We start from the raw sequence: 18159 nt of genomic DNA on the forward strand, positions 1-18159 counted from the left end.
CAGTCCCCATGACCGAGCTGAACACGGCGACCGGCGGCGGCATGCTCTCCCGCGAGGAGATGGACGCCGCGCGCGAGCGGCTGCCCATCGTGTACGTCGACGTCGTGCCGGTGCGGGTCGACGACCACGGCACCGTGATCGCCGTCGGGCTGCTGCTGCGGGCCGGTGAGGACGGGCAGATCAAGCGGGCGCTGGTCTCCGGCCGCGTGCTGTACCACGAGCGGATCCGGGCGGCGCTGCTCCGGCACATGGAGAAGGACCTCGGGCCGCTGGCGCTGCCGCGGATCCCGGCCGCGCCGCAGCCGTTCACCGTCGCCGAGTACTTCCCGACGCCGGGCGTGACACCGTTCCACGACCCGCGCCAGCACGCGGTGTCGCTGGCCTACGTGGTGCCGGTCGAGGGCGACTGCGCGCCGCAGCAGGACGCGCTGGAGCTCACCTGGTTCTCGCCGCTCGAGGCGCGCGACCCCGTGGTGCTCGGCGAGCTGATGAACGGCCAGGCGACGCTGCTGCTGCAGGCGCTGGCGCACCTCGGCGTCTGACTGGTGTCGGCCGGCGCGGGCCGCACGCCCGCGCCGGCCGCCGTCCCTCAGGCCATCTCGGGGACGCGCAGGTGGTGGATGGCCAGCTCCATCTCGGCCATGTCCACCACCTCCGTGCCCGTCTGCTGCGTGAACTGCTCGCGCATGCCCCGCACGGTCTGCGCGGAGGCGTCGAGTGCGGCGCGGTCGTCGTAGGTGGCGGTCAGGACGCTCATACCGGACTGCCGGTCGATCATGAGGCTGACGCTGCAGAAGCCAGGGATGTCGTCCAGGCGCGGGACGATGCCGGTGCGGAAGGTCTCGGTCATCTCGTCCATGCGGGCGCCGTCGCCGCGGGTCCAGGTGACGCGACAACACGCGCCCTCGGGTGCCTGATGGGCCCGGTGCAGCAGGGCGATCTCCCACTCCTGGACCTCGAAGCTGCCGCCCATCACGTCGGTGGCGCGCTCCCGCATGGGCATCACCGCGTCCCTGCTGGCGCTCATCGACTCCTCGGAGTCCCAGCTGGTGGTGACGATGCACCGGCCGGAGCTGCGGTCGCAGAGCATGGACGTCCCCATGCAGCCGGGCATGCTCTGCACGGCGGGCATGACCTCGTCGCGGATGTAGGCGATGCCGTCGTCGATGCGCTGCGGGTCGGCCAGAACAGTGGTGGATCGGGCGTACATGCCGCCCTCCTCTCGGATGGCGGGCGGCGCCCGGGCGGCGTCGCCGCAGGGGCCATGCTGCTCAGCCCGGCAGCGCTGTCAACGGCCGCGGGCGCGGTCCGTCAGGCGTCGACGAGTTCCCGGACCGGCTCGGCCAGCCGCGGGGCCGGCGCCCGGTGGGCGAGGGCCGCGACGACGACGAGCGCGGCGGCCAGCGCGGGGGCAGCGATCGCGACCTCGGCACCCCACCGGTCGACGACGGCGCCGGTGAGAGCGGAGGCGACCGCCTGGCCGACGACGACGGCCGAACCGAGCATGGTCATGGTCGTCGCCGAGCGGCCGGCCGGGCTGAACGCCGCGGCGAGGCTGTAGAGCGCGACCAGTGTGGGACCGATGCCGAGCCCGAGGACGGCGAGGGCGATCAGCAAGCCGCTCTCGGAGCGGGCCGTCGCGTAGCCGACCGCCGCGGCGAGGAGCACCGAGCCGAAGACGAGCCAGCGGGCCTTCGCGGTGAACCGCTGGGGGAGGGCCGCCGAGCCGAGGGCCAGCGCGGCGGAGCCGATGCCCATGACGCCGTAGAGAAGGCCGGCGCGGTCGCCGTCGCCGGTGGCGGCCAGGAAGCCCGTGAGGCTGGTGAGGGTGGCGCCGAAGAAGACGCCGACGCCGAGGGTGCCGACGACGACGGTCACCAGCTGCCGGCTCAGTAGCTCACGGGCCGGGCCCCGGGTCGCGTGCTGCTCGGCCGTGAGCGGCTGGAGCCGGCCGGTGGGGTGCAGGGCGAAGGCGGTGACGAAGACGGCGGTCAGTACGGCGGCGCCGGCGATGGCCACCCACGGGGCGATCGCGGTGGCCAGCAGCCCCACGAGGAAAGGGCCGACGATAAAGACCATCTCGTCGGCGGCGGACTCGTACGCCATGGTGCCGGTGAGCAGCTTCTCCCGGCGGTGCGGTGCGACGTGCCTGGTGATGATCGCGACCAGGCGGGTGCGCGACATCGGGGCGACCTGCGGCGCGCTGGCGCCGATGAGCACCGACAGCGCCAGCACGGCGGAGTCGGGAGCGCTGCTGCCGACGACGAGCACGAAGGCGCCGAGCAGGGCGGCGTTGAGCAGGCCGAGCGGGACGAGGACCCGGCGCTGGCCGAGCCGGTCGGCGGCGGCGCCCAGGAGCGGTCCGGCGAGCGCGGTGCCGATGCCGGCGACGGCGGCGTTGAGCCCGCCGAGGGCGACGGAGTCGCGTTCGGCGACGACGAGGGTGAGCAGCCCGACGACCATCATCGCGAACGGCAGCCGCGCGATGAAGGCGATCGGGAAGTAGGCGGAGCCCGCGGAGCGGACGAGCGGGGACTCGGTGAGTCGGGGGAGCGTCATGACCTCGGTGTGTGCGGATCGGGCGTGCCGCCTTGATCCGCCGGCGAGGCCGACAGCAGGTAGTTACACGTTCTGAACGCCGCCGAGTCTAGCGAAGCCGGAGGAACGGCCGCCCTGATACCGGTGGTGAGGCAAGTGGTCGCTGATGCTGCCGGGTCCGCAGAACGAGAAATGGTTCGACGCCGCCCGAGCGGCACCGTCGGGGCTCGATTCTTCGTGTTTACGGTCCCGGCTGTGGTTGACGACGTGGAGTACGAGTTCACCTCCGTGCAGGCGATCCGCGGTACCGAGGACAAGACGATTGCGAAGTGGGGCAAGAACGGTTGGGAGGTCGACCGCCGGGACCAGGGCCTGCTGCGGACCGAGCTGACCTTTCGCCGCGTCAAGCCGACGACGCTCGGCTCCCGTATCGGAGCGGCCTTCGGTCGCCTGGAGCCGACCAGGCGACGGACTCTGCTGGCAGCGTCGGCCGTGGTCGTTCCGCTCTTTGCGTTTCTCATCGGCGTGGCGGTCGGTGGATCCGGCGGCGAATCCGACGTCGAGGCGTCGCCGGCGTATCTGACGCTCCAGAGCGAGTTGACAGAAAAGCAGCAGGAGGCCGACGACCTCACGGACCAGGTCGCGGAGGCCGAGGCGAAGATCCGGCAGGCGACCGACGAGGGCGAGGCGCGTCTCGCGCAGCGGATGGCGGAGCTGGAGGGGCAGAAGGCACTGCTCGACCAGCGGGAGGCGGAGCTCGCGGCGCGGGAGGCAGCGGCCGCGCAGCCTTCCCAGGCTGTGACGCGGCCTGCCCCTGCCGCATCAGCGCCGGCCGCACCAGCGCCGGCCGCAGCCGAGCCGCAGGCGCCCGCCTCCACGTACTACAAGAACTGCGATGCAGCACGTGCGGCCGGCGCTGCTCCTGTCCGGGTCGGTGACCCCGGCTACGGCAGGCACCTCGATCGCGAGGGGGACGGCATCGGTTGCGAGTAGCCCACACGCACGTGTCGGCGCAGTAGGACATCGAACAGGTGGTGCCAGGCGACATCAGCCTGGCGCCACCTTTCGCTTCAGGTCGTCCGCTGTCCCCTTGGAAGCACCCACTCTCAACGGAGGTCCCTACGGCACCTCTCGGTTCCGCGGTGTGGCTACCGTGCGTCGCTGCGCCCTGCGGAAACATCCTGCGTATGTCACTACTTGCGCAGCTGGCGCGGCGGATGGGTTCGCTCAACGGAGAGCTGGCCGCGACCGAGGGGCTGGGGCTTCTTCTGCAGAACCCGGTTGCCGGTGCGGCCCTCATCGCCAAGGTCCGAGCCGGCGCACCGGATCTGCCGGCCGACCTCACGTTCTCCACGCAGGCCGGCGACTCCGACGGGCGGCCCGACATCGTGGGCCGCGACGGCACCCGTGAAGTGCTCCAGGTGGAGGGCAAGTTCTGGGCCGGTCTCACCAAGGCGCAGCTCTCCGGCGCCTACCTCGAGCGGATGCGCAGGCAGCACACCGAGGGCGACGCGTCGTCGGCGCACATCGGCGTCCTGGTCTACGTCGTCCCGCCCAGGCGCATCGCCGGCCTCGTCGGCGAACTCCAGGAGCAGCACCACCTGGTTGCCGGCCGGCAGGTGAGCGGGTGGCACTTCTGGGACGCGGACGCCGGGTTGGTCGTCGGTCTGGCCAGCTGGCGCGACGTCGTCGAGCCGCTCGCCCGCCTCTCGGACAGCGGTGTTGCTGAGGACGCGCGGCAGCTGCTGGCGCTGGTCGAGCAGGTGGACAACTCCATGTTCGTCCCGTGGTCGGACGAGCAGCGCAGCGATCAGGAGACGCCGCGACGGATCCGCCATCTCGCGGGCCTGCTCCAGGCAGTTCACAGCGCAGCCGTGCGGGACGGGATCGCCACGAAGGGAAAGCGGTACACCATCACCGAAGGAGGTCCCCTCGCGTACGGCCTCCGCATGAACCTGGGCGAGGTCATCTGCACCCTGCGGCTGAGTCTCGGCCTGTGGGGTGAGCACGGCCGCTCGCCGGCCTGGCTGTCCTTCGGTAGTGGTGCTCCGGTCGCGCGCCGGGCGTTCCCGTCGCAGGTCGTGGACTACCGAGGAGGCGTGGCCATGCCGGTCCCGTTGCAGGCCGGCGCCCTGGAGCACGAGGTCGTGGAGCAGATGACGGCTTGGTTGGCGTCCACGCGTCAGGGACTGGCGGCGGCCATCCGTGCTGGCGCTCGGCCCAGCGGGACCGATGAGGAAGGCGAGCTTCCCCTCGACGATGTCTGATCAGGGAGCCGCGGGCGCCGATCGCACGGACGGGTGACACGGGACCTCGGGGCCGCGCTGCGGCCGATTCGTGTCAGTGGCATCCCGTACGCCTGTGGCGAGGCACAGTCGTCCGCGGCGGCCGGACGGCGGCGATCGGGGAGGAACGGGCGATGCAGCGACTCGACGGGCGGTTGGTGCTCAGCCCGACCGACCTGACCGCCCACCAGGAGTGCGCGCACCTGACCCGGCTCGACCTCGGCGTGGCGGTGGGGGAGTGGGCCGCTCCGGACGTCGAGACGACGGAGGAGCTGCGGTTCGTCTTCGACCGCGGGCTCGAGCACGAGAAGAAGTACCTCACCTCGCTGGTCGCCGCCGGGAAGTCCGTCGCCGAGATCGAGACGGCGTTCGACGCCGAGGGCCGCCGGCGCGCGGAGGCGCAGACCGTCGAGGCGATGCGCCGTGGCGTCGACGTCGTCTACCAGGGGACCTTCTTCGACGGCGCCTGGGGCGGGCAGGCCGACTTCCTGCTTCGCGTCGAGACGCCGTCCCCGGCCTTCGGCGACTGGTCGTACGAGATCGCCGACACCAAGCTCGCGCGGAAGCTGAAGGTCGCGGCGCTGCTGCAGATGGCCACGTACGCCGAGCGGCTCACTGAGCTGCAGGGCGTGGCGCCGGAGTTCATCCACGTCGTCACCGGGGACGGCGAGTCGCGGCCGTGGCGGCTGATCGACGTTGCCGCGTACGCCCGCCGCGCGCGGGCCCGGCTGGAGACCTTCGTCGCCGCGCCGCCGGAGACGGGCCCCTCGCCGATCGGCTACTGCGAACAGTGCCGCTGGGCGTCGCACTGCAACGGCGAGCTGCGACAGGCCGACGATCTCGGTCTGGTCGCCGGCATGCGCGGCGACCACCGGGACGCGCTGCGGACGGCGGGCATCCCGACGCTGGAGTCGCTGGCGACGGCGTCTCCGGATCAGCTGAAGGCCTCGGGCATCGGAACGGACGCACGGACCCGGCTGCAGCAGCAGGCCGACGAGCAGTTGAGGGAGCGCCGGACGGCGCTGCCGTCGCGGACGCTGTTGCCACCGGTCGACGGCATGGGGCTGCTCCGGCTGCCGCCGCCGTCGGCCGGCGACCTGTACCTCGACTTCGAGGGCGACCCCTGGTTCGAGGACGGCGCCGGCATCGAGTACCTCGCCGGGCTCGGCGACCGCTCGGGCGCGTCCACGCCGCTGTGGGCGCACGATCGGCCGGCGGAGAAACTGATGGTGGCCGACCTGATCGACCGGATCGTCACCGCTGCGCAGGCCGACCCGGCGATGCACGTCTACCACTACGCGCCCTACGAGGTGACCGCGCTCAAGCGGCTGACCGGCACCTACGGCGTCCGGGAGGTTGAGCTGGACCAGCTGCTGCGCGAGGAGCGGTTCGTCGACCTCTATCCGGTCGTCCGGCAGTCGATGCGGATCAGCAAGGAGTCGTACTCGATCAAGAAGGTCGAGGCGTTCTACGGCCGGGCGCACGAGGGCGAGGTGGCCACCGGGCTCGGCAGCGTGCTCGTCTACGAGCAGTGGCTGGTCGACGGCGACGCCGCGAAGCTCGCCTCGATCGAGTCGTACAACAAGGAGGACGTCGACTCGACCCGGGAGCTGCACGACTGGCTGGAGCAGCAGCGCGCCGAGCTGGAGGCGGCGCACGGGCTGCTGCCGCGGCCCACGGTCGAGGTGAAGGCGCCGGACGCCAAGGTGACGCAGGCGCAGGCCGACGAGCTGAAGCTGGCCGCCCGTCTGCACGACGCCGGCCATCCGCTGCTCGGTGACCTCGTGGGCTGGCACCGCCGCGAGGACCGGCCGGCCTGGTGGGAGGTCTACCGGCTGCAGGATCTCGACGCCGAGGAGCTCGAGCGCGACGGGACGGCGCTGGGCGGGCTGACGTTTGAGCGGTACCTCGGGCCGGAGAAGCGGAGCCACCTGTACGAGTACTCGTTCCCGGTGCAGGACACGAAGGTGGCCGCCGGGGAGGACGCGCTCGACGTGGATACCGCGAAGCGGGCCGGCACGGTGGTCGAGCTCGACATCGCGACATGTCGACTCGTCCTCAAGACGACCGCGGCGGAGCCGCCGCTGCCGCGCGGGCTGGGGCCCGCCGGGCCGCTGAACACCGCGAGCCTGCGTGCGGCGATCGCTGCGACGGGTGAGGACGTGCTCGCTGGTCGCGACTGCCTCGGGCAGGCGCTGGTCGAGCGGCGCGTTCCCGCGGGAACGCCGCTGCGCGAGGGCGAGACGACGACCGACGCAATCGTGCGGCTCGGCCTGGCGCTGGACGGCGAGGTACTGGCGATCCAGGGCCCGCCGGGGAGCGGCAAGACGACGGCGGCCGCGGCGCTGATACGGGAGCTGCTGGACGCGGGGAGGAAGGTCGGCGTCACGGCGACCTCCCACGCGGTGATCGGCAACCTGCTGAAGGCGGTGGGGCGGCCGGCCCTGCAGAAGTGCGACGAGAGCCAGCACTGCGGTTCCGACGACGTGGCGTGGTCGTCGGACAACGGGTTCGTGGCGGCGGCGCTGGTGAGGGGCGACGCGAACCTGGTCGGCGGGACGGCGTGGTTCTGGACTCGGGCGGACCTGGCCGAGGCCGTCGACGTGCTGGTGGTCGACGAGGCTGGCCAGTTCTCGCTGGCCAACGCCGTCGCGGTGGCGCGGGGCGCGAAGTCGATGGTGCTGCTGGGCGACCCGCAGCAGCTGGCCCAGCCTTCGCAGGCAGTGCACCCGGGCCCGTCGGGCGCCTCAGCGCTGGAGCACCTGCTCGACGGGCACGCGACGATCCCGGAGGACCGTGGGGTGTTCCTCGACCGGTCGTACCGGATGCACCCGGACCTCACCCGCTTCGTGTCTCATCTGGCGTACGAGGGCCGGCTGGAGGCGGCCGACGGCCGCGACCCGGTGTCGGTGCTGGGGGAGGGCCTGCTGTCGGGCAGCGGTCTGCGGGTACTGCCGGTCGAGCACGAGCTCACCTGCGCGGACAAGAGCCAGCAGGAGGCCGACGCCGTCGCGCGGCTGTGGCACTCGGTGCAGGGCTCGACGTGGCGGAACCACCTGGGGGAGGCGGCGCCGATCGGGCCGTCGGACGTGCTGGTGGTGGCGCCGTACAACGCGCAGGTGGCGCTGATCAAGGCGACCCTGCCGGCCGGTGCGCGGGTCGGGACCGTGGACAAGTTCCAGGGTCAGGAGGCGCCGGTCGTCATCTACTCGATGACCAGCACGAGCGCCGACGAGGCGCCGCGGGGTGTCTCGTTCCTGTACGACCTGAACCGGCTCAACGTCGCCGTGTCACGGGCGCAGGCGCTGGCCTGCGTGGTGCTCAGCCCGGAGCTGCTGGACGCGCCGGTGCGGACGCCGGACCAGCTACGGAGGGTGAACTCTCTCTGCCGGCTGGTGGAGTCGACGACGGTCGTCCCCGTGAAGTCGGGTAGGGAGCGCTCGTGAACGGGCTGAAGCGGCTGCTCTTGGGCGAGGACTTGAGGCTGAGTGACTCGCCGCGGTGAGTTATGCGCTAGTCAGCCGACGAGGTGCTCCAGGAAGCGCTGGGTCTCGAGGTCGGTCGAGTGCAGGTAGACGCCGCGCAGTCCGCGGGTGAGCAGCACCTTGTAGACGTTGCGCACCAGCAGGTCGAAGTCGGCATCGCTGACCTTCTTGGTGTTGCGGAAGTCAGGGTCGCGATTCGCGCTGCGGACGGCCACCCACCGGTCGGTCCGCCAGACGAGGTCGGGCCCCAGCAAGACGCCGTTCCACTCGTACTCGAAGCCTTGGGCGGTGTAGACGCAGCCGACCTGCCCGAAGCCGCGGTCGTCGCTCGCCCACAGCGCGGCGGGCGGCGCGCCGCCGACTGACCGGTCGCCCTTGAGGTTCCACGGCCGGGACCAGTCGCCGATCTGTACGTCCGGCACCAGCGATCCGTCGGATCGCGGGTCGCTCCACGTCCAGCAGTAGCCGGCCGCCATGCGCGCGTTCTGGTGCTGCGCGAGCTTTGCGGCAAGCAGGGTCTCCATGGCCGACGGCGAGGGCGTGGTTCGGACCTCGAAGCGCTCGTCACCGTCCCACGGAATCGGACCTCCGGGCGTCAGGCCCAGGAGCCGCTCCACCCATGCGACGTACTCAGCGCTGCCTCCGCTGCGGTACTGGGCCGACAGGTCGATCTGGTGCACGTCGAGTCCGCGACCGCGGGCGTGCTTTTCGATGTCCTCGACGGTGCCCATCTCACCGGGCCGCACGACCTGGTTCTGGTCGAGCAGGAACACCGGCACCCGTGCGGCATCGATGAGTTCGTCCACCTGTCGCTTGCCAGTCCGGTTCTCGGCCTTGGTCCATCGGTTCGCCGATGTCTCGCGCAGCCGGTGCGCCTCGTCTGCGATCAGGACGTCCAGCCCGTTCCGGTCGGCGTCCATGAACTGGTTGAAGTAGCGGAACAACGCCGCCGTCCGGGGCGCTCGGTGGCCGGCGACGCGGCGCAGGGTCTGCGTGAACGACCGGGAGCCGGTCGCGTGCGCGACGCGGATGCCCCGTCGTCCCAGTTCGCCCAGCAGGGACAGTGCGATGACGCTCTTCCCGCTGCCGGGCCCGCCGGACACGATGACGACGCTCTTGTGGTCACCGCGACGCGCCTTCTCCACCTCATGCAAAACCAGGTCGAAGGCGACGCGCTGCTCGTCGAGCAGCACGAACTGCTCGCGGACGCTCAGCTCTTCAGCAACAACGGATAGCAACTGCTTGCTCGGCGCCACCGAGGAGCGCAGCAGCCGGTCGGCGTAGATCGGTGCGTTGGCGGGGGAGAGGCGGCTGCGGAGGAAGTCGTGAAAGTCGCCGCGGCCCTGTGCGGTGAAGAAGCGGCCCAGCTCGTCCTGCGGGTAACCGCGCAGCGAGGCCATGCCGTCGTCGGTGGCGTTGTGCAGATAGGCGGCGCCGGCCAGGACATTCGTGGTCCCGTGCAGCACGGTGACGAAGTCGAGCAGGTATTCCCCGTAGGCGCGCACCTGGGCGACCGGGTGGAGCACCGGACGGCTGCCGTAGCTGGGCTGCAATACCAGCTCCGGTTCACCCTCGAACAGGGACGCCCGGGTCCACTGCTTGAGCTCGACGACGACGTACGACGGCCCGCCTCGGGTGGGGTGCTCTCCGGCGAGGACGACGTCGATCCGCTTGCTGGACAGCGGGAGCTGGAACTCCGCGAGCACTTCGACGTTCTCGAGGCCGGCCTGCTCCAGGTCTGCGGCGAGGGCGGTGAGGCTGACGTCCCACGAGCGGATCTCGGCCTGGGCGGCGGAACGGCTCATTCGGTGTGCCATCTGCGTGGCCAGTGTCGAGCCGATGCGGCCCACGCGCGCGAGGTCGGCGAGGCCCTTGCCGGACGTACGAAGGAGTGGCACGAACCTGTCCCCGGGCAGCACGAATCAACGTGCGGGAGGGGCATGTCCAAGGTTCGGAAGCCTGTCGTTCCGCTTTCGGATCACCCTAGCCGGGGCGATGGCGCTTCACCGGCATCGATACTCGAGCGGTGACGGATCTGGCGGACCTGACCGCGCGAATGCGCATCTTCACGGAGGAGCGGGACTGGGGACGGTTCCACGACCTGAAATCGCTGACGCTGGCGCTGACCGGGGAGGTCGGCGAGGTGGCTGAGCTCGTGCAGTGGTTGCCGGCATCCGCGGCGGACGGCGTCGTGGACCCTGGGCTGGGCGAGCGGCTGGGGGAGGAGCTGGCGGACGTCCTGCTGTACCTCGTCCGGCTCGCCGACGTGGCCGGTGTCGATCTGGCGGCTGCGGCGACGAGCAAGCTGACGCGGAACGAGGCGCGCTTTCCGGCGGACGGCTATCGGGGTGTCGCACCTGAACGACACTGATCGCTCCTGCAGCATGACGTGTCGCCGTCCGGCGGCAGCGAACCGCGGCCCAACAGGCTTCCGGCGAGGACATGCCTTCACCCCGGTGATCACGGGTGAGGTCATGACTGTTGACGGGCTGGGTCGACTCTCTTTCGGCGGACCATCTGGACAACTGGAAGACGTGCAAGGAACACGGGTTGTGGGGCACACCGTCGAACGCCGGCGGCGCGAGGGTGGGGGACGACCTCTTCCTCTGGAAGCCGCTGCCTGACTCGGGATGGCTGGTGCACTGCCGGGTGACGGGAGTGCCTCGTCGAGTCGGCCCTGGCGATTGGGTGCCCTGGGATGACGATCGGACCTACAAGTACCTGGTCCCGATCGAGGTGGTGAGTGAGCCAAGCGGCCACATCCCGTTCCGGGCCGCCGATGCCGCGCCGATGGCTGGACTGACGCACCACGTGCAGATCTCCCAGTTCAGTCGGATGACCGACGAAGGAGTACGCACTCTCAGTGCCCTGTTCCCGCGGAGGAGCGGCATCGAGCAAGCGTTGGAGGATTTCCTCGCCGCTGCGCAGATCGAACCGCCCGCGGACATCGACCAGCGGGACTACGCCCAGCGGTTGATCGCGGTCCGGCGCGGTCAACGCGCCTTTCGTCAGGGGCTTCTCGAGGCATTCGATCGCACCTGCTGCGTCTCTGGCTCGCAGGTCGAGGCAACGCTGGAAGCTGCGCACATCCGGCCGTTCCGGGACTTCGGGTCCCACGCGCCGGGCAATGGTCTGCTGCTCAGGGCGGACCTCCACACCCTGTTCGACCTACGGCTCCTCACGGTGATGCCGTTCGGGACCGTTCGGGTCGCCCCGGAACTGCGGGGCAGCGAGTACGAGGAGTTCGACGAGCGGCAGATCCGTCGTGCGGTCAATCCCACCCATGCACCCAGCAGCAACGCTCTGGCGGAGCACAACAAGCTATGTGACTGGTTGCAGTGACGTGCCTCGGTGGGGCAGGCCGGGCCGTGTGAGCGGCACCTTCGGCCACGTGTTCTGATGCCAGCAGATCCCGTGGCCGACGTCCGGTCGGCCCGCTCGGCAGGAAGGTGGGCTCGTGGCCGGATCCGGTGAGGTGCTGCTCGAGGTGGCCGGCGGCGTCGCGATCGTGACGCTGAACGCTCCGGACCGGCGCAACGCGCTGACGCCGGCGATGGCCGACGAGCTGATCGCCACGTTCGACGAGGTGGACGCCAAGCCGGAGGTCGGCGCGCTGGTGATCCGGGCGGTGGGCAAGTCGTTCTGCGCGGGCGGCGACATCGCGACGCTGACCTCGGCCGGCAAAGATCCGGCGGCGCCCGACGCCTTCGAGGGCATGGGCAAGATCTACGACTCCTTCTACCGGCTCGGGCAGGTGAAGGTCCCGACCGTGGCGGCGGTGCGCGGCTCGGCGGTGGGCGCCGGCATGAACATGCTGCTGGCGGCGGACCTGCGCATCGTGGCGCGCGACGCCCGACTGCTCGCCGGCTTCCTCAAGCGCGGCATGCACCCGGGCGGCGGCCACTTCGTGATCCTGTCGCGGCTGATCGGCCGCGAGGCCGCGGCGGCGATGGCGCTGTTCGGTGAGGAGATCGACGGCGAGAAGGCCGTCGAGCTCGGGCTGGCGTGGGAGTCGGTGGACGACGCGGCGGTCGAGGACCGGGCGATCGAGTTGGCCCAGCGGGTGGCGGCGGATCCGGAGCTCGCCCGGATCGCGGTCGGCAACTTCCGCAAGGAGGTCGTGAACGGCGCGATCCCGTGGGACGTCGCGATGCAGTCCGAGCGCCCCGCGCAGATGTGGTCGATGCGCCGCTTGGCTCAGTAGCCGGGCAGCCACCGACGCAGCTCGCCGTCCACCGCAACGGTGGCGTTCAGCGAGCAGAGGACGCCGACCAGCTCGGCGGCCACCCGCTGCAGCAGCACGTAGTGCGGGGGGATGGACAGCTTCCGCTGGGTTCGTTGGGCGGAACCGAGCGGGTCGGAGGCTCGCCGGGTCAGCTCCTGCAGCCAGCCGCGGGTGAACGCGTACCGCTCACTGCGCAGCGGCAGCAGGTACGGGTCGAGCAGCGCGAGCAGGGCCGCGGGCGTGACGTCGTCCGGTCGCAGCAGATGGGCCGAGGCGGCGATGCGGTGCAGGTGCGCGGCGTCGCCGTCCCGCCCGGCGGCGAGCAGGGAGCCGAGCCGCGCGGGCCAGCCATTGGGCATGGGCTGGTTCGACCCGAAGTCGAGGACGCCGAGCCGGCCGTCGTCCATCAGCCGGAAGTTGCCGGGGTGCGGGTCGCCGTGCAGCCGATGGGCCCGCGCCGGACCGGAGGTGAACAGGCGCACGAGGGAGGTGCCGCAGCGGTCGCGTTCCGCCTGGGGGCCGGAGGCAATGACGCGAGACAGGGGAGTGCCGTCGATCCACCGGGTCACGAGCACCTCGCCCTCGACGGCCAGCACCTCGGGAACCAGGACGTCGGGGTCGCCGCGGTAGGCGTTCGCGAAGGCGGTCTGGGCCTCGGCCTCGCGGGCGTAGTCGACCTCCTCGACGAACCGCTCGCGCAGCTCCGTGAAGAGCTCGCGGACGTCGAGGTGAGGGACCGCCGCCTTCGCGATGGGGGAGATCCCCTGCAGCATGCTCAGGTCGGCGACGAGCGCCTCGCCGGCACCCGGGTACTGGACCTTCACGGCCACCGGCGTGCCGTCGGACCAGGTGGCGCGGTGGACCTGCCCGATGCTGGCGGCCGCAGCGGGCCGGTCGTCGAACTCGCGGAAGCGCTCGCGCCAGCGTGGTCCGAACGACGCCTCGAGCTGCTCATGGACGCGGGCGGCCGGCATGGGCGGCGCAGCCTCCTGCAGCTTGATTAGCGTCTCGCGGTAGGGGCCGGCCAGCTGCTCGGGGAGGGCGGCCTCCATGGCGGAGAACGCCTCGCCCATCTTCATCGCGCCGCCCTTGAGATGGCCGAGGGTGGCGAACAGTTGCTCGGTGGTGCGCTGCTGGACCTGCTCGGCGACCAGTTCCGCGGGGCGGCCGCTGAGGCGCTTGCCGAGACCGAGGGCGGTGCGGCCGGCGAAGGCGGCCGGAAGTGCGGCAAGGCGGACCGTCCGGGCGAGGCGGCCTCGCGTCGGCGTCCCCTCGTCCTGATCCGGCATGGCTACCAGGGGGTGGTCGGCTGGAGCACGGCCTCGGTGAGCGCCTGGGTGCGCAGGTGAGTGACCTCCTGGTACTCGGGGTCGGCCACAATGCGGCTGAACGCCTCGCGGGAGGGATAGCGGACGCGGAGGACGGCGTCCCAGTCCTGGCCCTGCTCGGCGACGAGCGGTGTGCCGCCGTCGCCGGCGTAGACGACCTCGCCGCCGTAGCGGGGGAGGAAGGTCTCGGAGAGAGCCTTGGCGTACTGGTCGTAGGACTCGCGGCCGCCCTCGGCGAAGCGGAGCAGGTTGAGCATGACCACGGGGCCGCCCGGGTCCTCCTGGAGGTAGCGCTTCAGGTCTGCACCGCAGGGATCGATCGCCATGTGTCGACGCTACGGCGCTCCTCCTCAGTCCGTCAGACCGTTTCCGGGACCCGCAGGTCGGCGACGGCGAGGTCCATCTCGGCGATGTCGACGATGCGGCCGCCCATGGCCGGCGAACTGCTCGCGCAGGTGCCTGGACTGCTTGCGGACCAGCGCGAGGGCGTCGCGGGTCTCGAACGCGGTGACGCTGACTGTGCGACCGGTGCGCCCGTCGAGCAGCATATGCTGAGGCTGCCGAACCCCATCCGCTCCTGCAGCCGCGGCATGATGCGGGTTGAGGATTTGGAAGCATCGGCGTTACCGCATAATGCCGGAGCTCTTCGCCGCCATCCTGTCCGGAAGGCCCCGCCTCGCGCGACACGGCCTGCTGGCGCGCCGCAACTGTCTCAGGTCCTGGCTAAGGTCTTGACCATGCCAGATGCCTCGTCCCAGGTCTCCGCGGTCGATCTCTTTTGTGGGGCCGGAGGCCTATCCCTTGGCCTCAAGCAAGCCGGTGTCGATGTAGCTGCTGGCGTCGACCTTGACCCAGCATGTGCTTATCCATATGAGCGAAACATCAAAGCAAGGTTCCTGTTGCGCGACGTTGGAGAACTGACTGGAGAGGACTTGAATGATCTCTGGTCGGAGTCGCGTCCGTATCGCCTACTTGCTGGCTGTGCGCCGTGTCAGCCGTTTTCCAGTCACCGACGCGGTGCCGACACCAGCGCTGAAAATAACTGGGACTTGCTTACGCAGTTCTCGAGACTGGTTGGGGAGACGGTACCCCATTTCGTCACGATGGAAAACGTTCCTCGTCTAGGACGCATGCCCGTATTCGAACGATTCGTCTCGGGTCTGATCGATCTGGGGTATGAAGCCAAGTTCGGAACTCTCTACGGCCCCGCCTTCGGCTTGCCGCAGGAGAGGAGGCGCTTGGTGCTTGTTGCGTCAAGAGTGGGCAGCATCTCGCTCCCGGAAGGAAGTGTTACGCCTGGAAAATTCAAGACAGTGCGAATGGCAATCGGGAAGCTGCCGAAGCTTGCTCACGGGGAAGTTGACCCGCGGGATCCACTTCATGCTGCTCGTCGCCTCACGCCGATGAATCTTGCTCGCATGAAAGCCTCTACGCCGGGTGGCACCTGGAGAGAATGGCCAGACGAACTCTTGGCGCCGTGTCACCGCAAGGAGTCTGGCGCGAGCTTCCAGGCGTTCTACGGACGTATGCGCTGGGATGTACCTTCGCCAACGATCACGACTCAGTCTTACAACTTCGGTACAGGGCGCTTCGGTCATCCTGAACAGGATCGCAGCCTGACTCTCCGCGAGGCGGCCATGCTTCAGGGGTTCCCGCGCGCATACAGATTTATTCCCGGTGGGGACAAGCCGTCAATGCAGGCGGTTGGACGGTTGATAGGCAATGCTGTTCCGCCAGTTTTCGGTCGGGCTGTCGGCGAGGCGATCGGGGCTGTTGTGAGTAAGCGAGACGAAGGCGGCGATGTACCGGCCGCGGCAGTGTCGGGACGTGTTCGCCCCGCTGGAGCCGGTGGGCTTGTTGATGAGTGAAAGGCTGGACGCTCAGCAAGAGTCGGGCACTACCGGTGGTGGCGCCTATGAGATGAAGATCAGTATGTCCGTTCTCGAGGCCCTTGGTATTAACCTCTACAGCAACGCGGCCGCTGTTGTGTCCGAGTTGGTCGCGAATGCCTGGGATGCGGATGCCAATGTGGTTGAGATTACTTGGAGCAGTGATGGTGAAGACCCCTTCATAGAGATTCGCGACGATGGTCGGGGTATGACTCAACTCGATCTCCAAGAGAAGTTCCTTACGGTCGGGTATCCCAAGCGTGTCACAGAGGGTGGACTGAGCAGTAAATACCACCGGGCCTACATGGGGCGGAAGGGTATCGGAAAGCTGTCAGTCTTTTCCATCGCCGGTACGGTGGAGGTGCACTCCGCTAAAGATGGCCAGCAGAACGCCTTGCGCATCGAGGTGGATGCGCTGAAGGAAAAAATTGAGGCGGACGAGGCATACAATCCTCAGCCTATAGACCCGCTGGCCACTCTTGGTCCACACGGCACGGTCATCCGTTTGACCGAGCTCCGTCGGCAGAGGATCGATATCGCGATCAACGCCCTCCGTAAGCGCGTTGCTCGTCGGTTCGACGTGCTTTCTTTGACGCCTCCAGTTGCCCTTGATGGCGAGTCGGCCATGGAGGCCATCAGGCGCGAAATCGCATTCCTGAGATCAACGGATGCGCACGCTCTCGGAGATCGATTCTACGTTACCATCAACGACAAGCCAATCACCTTTGCCGATCGCGTAGAACTCAAGAAGATCGAATACCTTTGGGAATTTGGATCCGAAGTGCTTCCGGCTGGTGTCCTTTCCGACACAGTCCACAGGACCGTGGTCGCCGACCAGGTCTCGGGAGATTCAGGCTGGCGGGTCACGGGCTGGTTCGGGACGACGTCGAAGCCCGACCAGCTCGTTGAGGACGAGGACGCTGGGTCCCTCAAGAACATCATCATCCTGTCGCGTGGTCGGCCAATCCAAGAAGGGATAGTCGAGCGCCTCGATTTCAGCCGCGTATTCGTCAGCTACATCACGGGGCAGATCCGGGCGGACTTCCTGGATGCGGACGAGCAGGAAGATATCGCCACGAGCGACCGCCAGCGGTTGATGGAGGACGACCCGCGCGTTCTTGCATTGCGCACATTCTTGCGCTCGGCTCTATTGAAGGCGTCCGAAGAGTGGTCTGACTGGCGACCTAAGAAGAAGGCCAAGGAGGTCTTGGCCAACAACGCGCCAATCAAGAACTGGATCGAGTCACTTCCCGCGTATCAGCAGGACGCTGCGACGAAGCTGATGGGCACGATCGAGTCGTTGACGATCCCCGAGAGTACCGATGCTGCGAAGGACAGGCGGCGCCTGTTTCAATCCGGGATCGTGGCGTTCGAGCGCATCGGACTCAGAGAGGATCTGCAGAAGCTCAATCAGCTCTCTACCATGCAGAGTGGCGACATCCTGAACGTCCTCGGCACTCTCGAGGGTTACGAATCGGCCATGTACCTCGACCTCATTCGCGCCCGCGTCGAAACCATCCAAAGCTTCGAAGAGGGAGTCGGGGAGAATGTTCTGGAAAAAGTCTTGCAGGAAAAGTTGCATGCCAGCCTGTGGCTGCTCGATCCCGCCTGGGACAGGATCTCGCAAGACGTGAAGATGGAAGAGAAGATATTCGAGCTTGCGAGTAGCTTTGGAGCTGAACGCCCAGAGGAAGATCCGCTGAAACGGATTGACCTGCGCTACTGTAATGTCCAAAACCGACATGTGATTATCGAGCTGAAGCGCCCTGGCGTAAAGGTTGACGTAGATGTTCTCTATGATCAAGGGTTGACGTACGTAAATGCGCTTCGAAGGATCCTGGAGGAGACCGGTCGGTCGGACGAGCCCCATGAGCTAATCTTCGTAGTGGGGGAGAAACCCACTGCGAGAAAGGCGCCATATGGCAAGAACGCCGACGACTACGCGCGGGAGCGGGTTGCGGAACTAAATGGGCGCATCTTCCGCTATCAGGAGCTGGTCCATAAGGCCCGCGCACAATACTCGGAATACATTGAGAAGAATAAGGACTTGACGCGAGTCTCCGAAGTGCTAAACGCCCTTGCGGACTAGGGCTGCGTCAACTGTCGCGGAGCGGTCATTGACGGGGCCCTCACTTGAACGCAGTCTGGCACCCCGCCGGTAATGGCGCCATATGCCGCGGGTTGGATATGCCGGCGTGCGAGCATGGCCACGATCCACCACGCGACGATTGCGCTCACAAAGCTCGAGCGTTGTGGCGGTAGGCGTCGAGGAGCTCGTTCAGGTGGTCGGGGAAAGGTGGGCCTAGGTGACCGGGGCGCCCGCTCCGTCGCCGGCCGGCGCTCCCGTGCAGACGGCCTTCTTCCCCTTCTCGTGACGAGCCCCTGGGCGCGGGGGCCTGCGTGAGGCGG

Annotated in this window: 14 protein-coding genes; 9 read left to right on the forward strand and 5 right to left on the reverse strand. The window is 68.8% G+C overall.

All coding sequences use genetic code 11. The annotated features are described in order from the left end of the window. Window positions 1-8: 8 nt before the first annotated feature. Entirely contained in the window at window positions 9-542 is a 534-nt protein-coding gene (locus ACI78T_RS17155; protein ID WP_456559329.1) for a DUF4916 domain-containing protein, read from the forward strand. A gap of 47 nt (window positions 543-589) precedes the next feature. Here the strand turns inward: ACI78T_RS17155 and ACI78T_RS17160 are convergent, their stop codons facing one another. Then, on the reverse strand, window positions 590-1210 hold the full coding sequence (locus ACI78T_RS17160) for a hypothetical protein (RefSeq protein WP_456559330.1): 621 nt from the start codon (window positions 1208-1210) through the stop codon (window positions 590-592). Window positions 1211-1311: 101 nt separating this feature from the next. Then, a complete protein-coding gene (locus ACI78T_RS17165) occupies window positions 1312-2559 on the reverse strand; it encodes an MFS transporter (protein ID WP_456559331.1) in 1248 nt (415 codons plus the stop codon). A 234-nt stretch (window positions 2560-2793) separates the two neighbouring features. On the opposite strand from ACI78T_RS17165, the gene ACI78T_RS17170 reads away from it, so the two are divergent. The 3 genes from ACI78T_RS17170 to ACI78T_RS17180 all read left to right on the forward strand — a co-directional run bounded on the left by ACI78T_RS17170 (window position 2794) and on the right by ACI78T_RS17180 (window position 8269). Then, window positions 2794-3531 carry an excalibur calcium-binding domain-containing protein gene (locus tag ACI78T_RS17170; protein WP_456559332.1) on the forward strand — a complete coding sequence of 246 codons (738 nt, stop codon included), beginning with the start codon at window positions 2794-2796 and terminating at the stop codon, window positions 3529-3531. Window positions 3532-3755: 224 nt separating this feature from the next. Further along, window positions 3756-4805: a hypothetical protein gene (locus tag ACI78T_RS17175; protein WP_456559333.1), complete on the forward strand. Its 1050-nt coding sequence runs from the start codon at window positions 3756-3758 to the stop codon at window positions 4803-4805. A gap of 152 nt (window positions 4806-4957) precedes the next feature. Continuing rightward, window positions 4958-8269 carry a TM0106 family RecB-like putative nuclease gene (locus ACI78T_RS17180; protein WP_456559334.1) on the forward strand — a complete coding sequence of 1104 codons (3312 nt, stop codon included), beginning with the start codon at window positions 4958-4960 and terminating at the stop codon, window positions 8267-8269. Window positions 8270-8340: 71 nt separating this feature from the next. Here ACI78T_RS17180 and ACI78T_RS17185 read toward each other — a convergent pair whose 3' ends face one another. Continuing rightward, on the reverse strand, window positions 8341-10227 hold the full coding sequence (locus ACI78T_RS17185; protein WP_456559335.1) for a DNA/RNA helicase domain-containing protein: 1887 nt from the start codon (window positions 10225-10227) through the stop codon (window positions 8341-8343). A gap of 107 nt (window positions 10228-10334) precedes the next feature. Between ACI78T_RS17185 and ACI78T_RS17190 the strand changes: the two genes are divergently transcribed. From ACI78T_RS17190 to ACI78T_RS17200, 3 genes are all read left to right on the forward strand, one after another. Continuing rightward, window positions 10335-10679: a nucleotide pyrophosphohydrolase gene (locus tag ACI78T_RS17190; RefSeq protein ID WP_456559336.1), complete on the forward strand. Its 345-nt coding sequence runs from the start codon at window positions 10335-10337 to the stop codon at window positions 10677-10679. Between the two features lie 110 nt (window positions 10680-10789). Further along, window positions 10790-11650 (forward strand): HNH endonuclease, encoded by an 861-nt coding sequence (locus ACI78T_RS17195; RefSeq protein WP_456559337.1) that lies wholly within the window; start codon window positions 10790-10792, stop codon window positions 11648-11650. Window positions 11651-11765: 115 nt separating this feature from the next. Beyond that, entirely contained in the window at window positions 11766-12512 is a 747-nt protein-coding gene (locus ACI78T_RS17200) for an enoyl-CoA hydratase/isomerase family protein (RefSeq protein WP_456559338.1), read from the forward strand. On the opposite strand, the gene ACI78T_RS17205 is transcribed toward ACI78T_RS17200, so the two are convergent. Both ACI78T_RS17205 and ACI78T_RS17210 read right to left on the reverse strand, forming a co-directional pair. Then, complete coding sequence (locus ACI78T_RS17205; RefSeq protein ID WP_456559339.1) at window positions 12506-13822, reverse strand: ABC1 kinase family protein; 1317 nt, start codon at window positions 13820-13822, stop codon at window positions 12506-12508. The two genes, ACI78T_RS17200 and ACI78T_RS17205, sit on opposite strands and share 7 nt — an antisense overlap. Before the next feature lie 2 nt (window positions 13823-13824). Next, window positions 13825-14187 (reverse strand): DUF1330 domain-containing protein, encoded by a 363-nt coding sequence (locus tag ACI78T_RS17210; protein WP_456559340.1) that lies wholly within the window; start codon window positions 14185-14187, stop codon window positions 13825-13827. 411 nt (window positions 14188-14598) lie between these two features. Between ACI78T_RS17210 and ACI78T_RS17215 the strand changes: the two genes are divergently transcribed. Then, on the forward strand, window positions 14599-15729 hold the full coding sequence (locus ACI78T_RS17215) for a DNA cytosine methyltransferase (protein ID WP_456559341.1): 1131 nt from the start codon (window positions 14599-14601) through the stop codon (window positions 15727-15729). Next, on the forward strand, window positions 15689-17839 hold the full coding sequence (locus tag ACI78T_RS17220) for a BbrUII/HgiDII family restriction enzyme (RefSeq protein ID WP_456559342.1): 2151 nt from the start codon (window positions 15689-15691) through the stop codon (window positions 17837-17839). Before ACI78T_RS17215 ends, ACI78T_RS17220 begins: the two co-directional genes overlap by 41 nt. Window positions 17840-18159 lie beyond the last annotated feature (320 nt).

It is taken from the genome of Blastococcus sp. SYSU D00922, assembly GCF_054050495.1.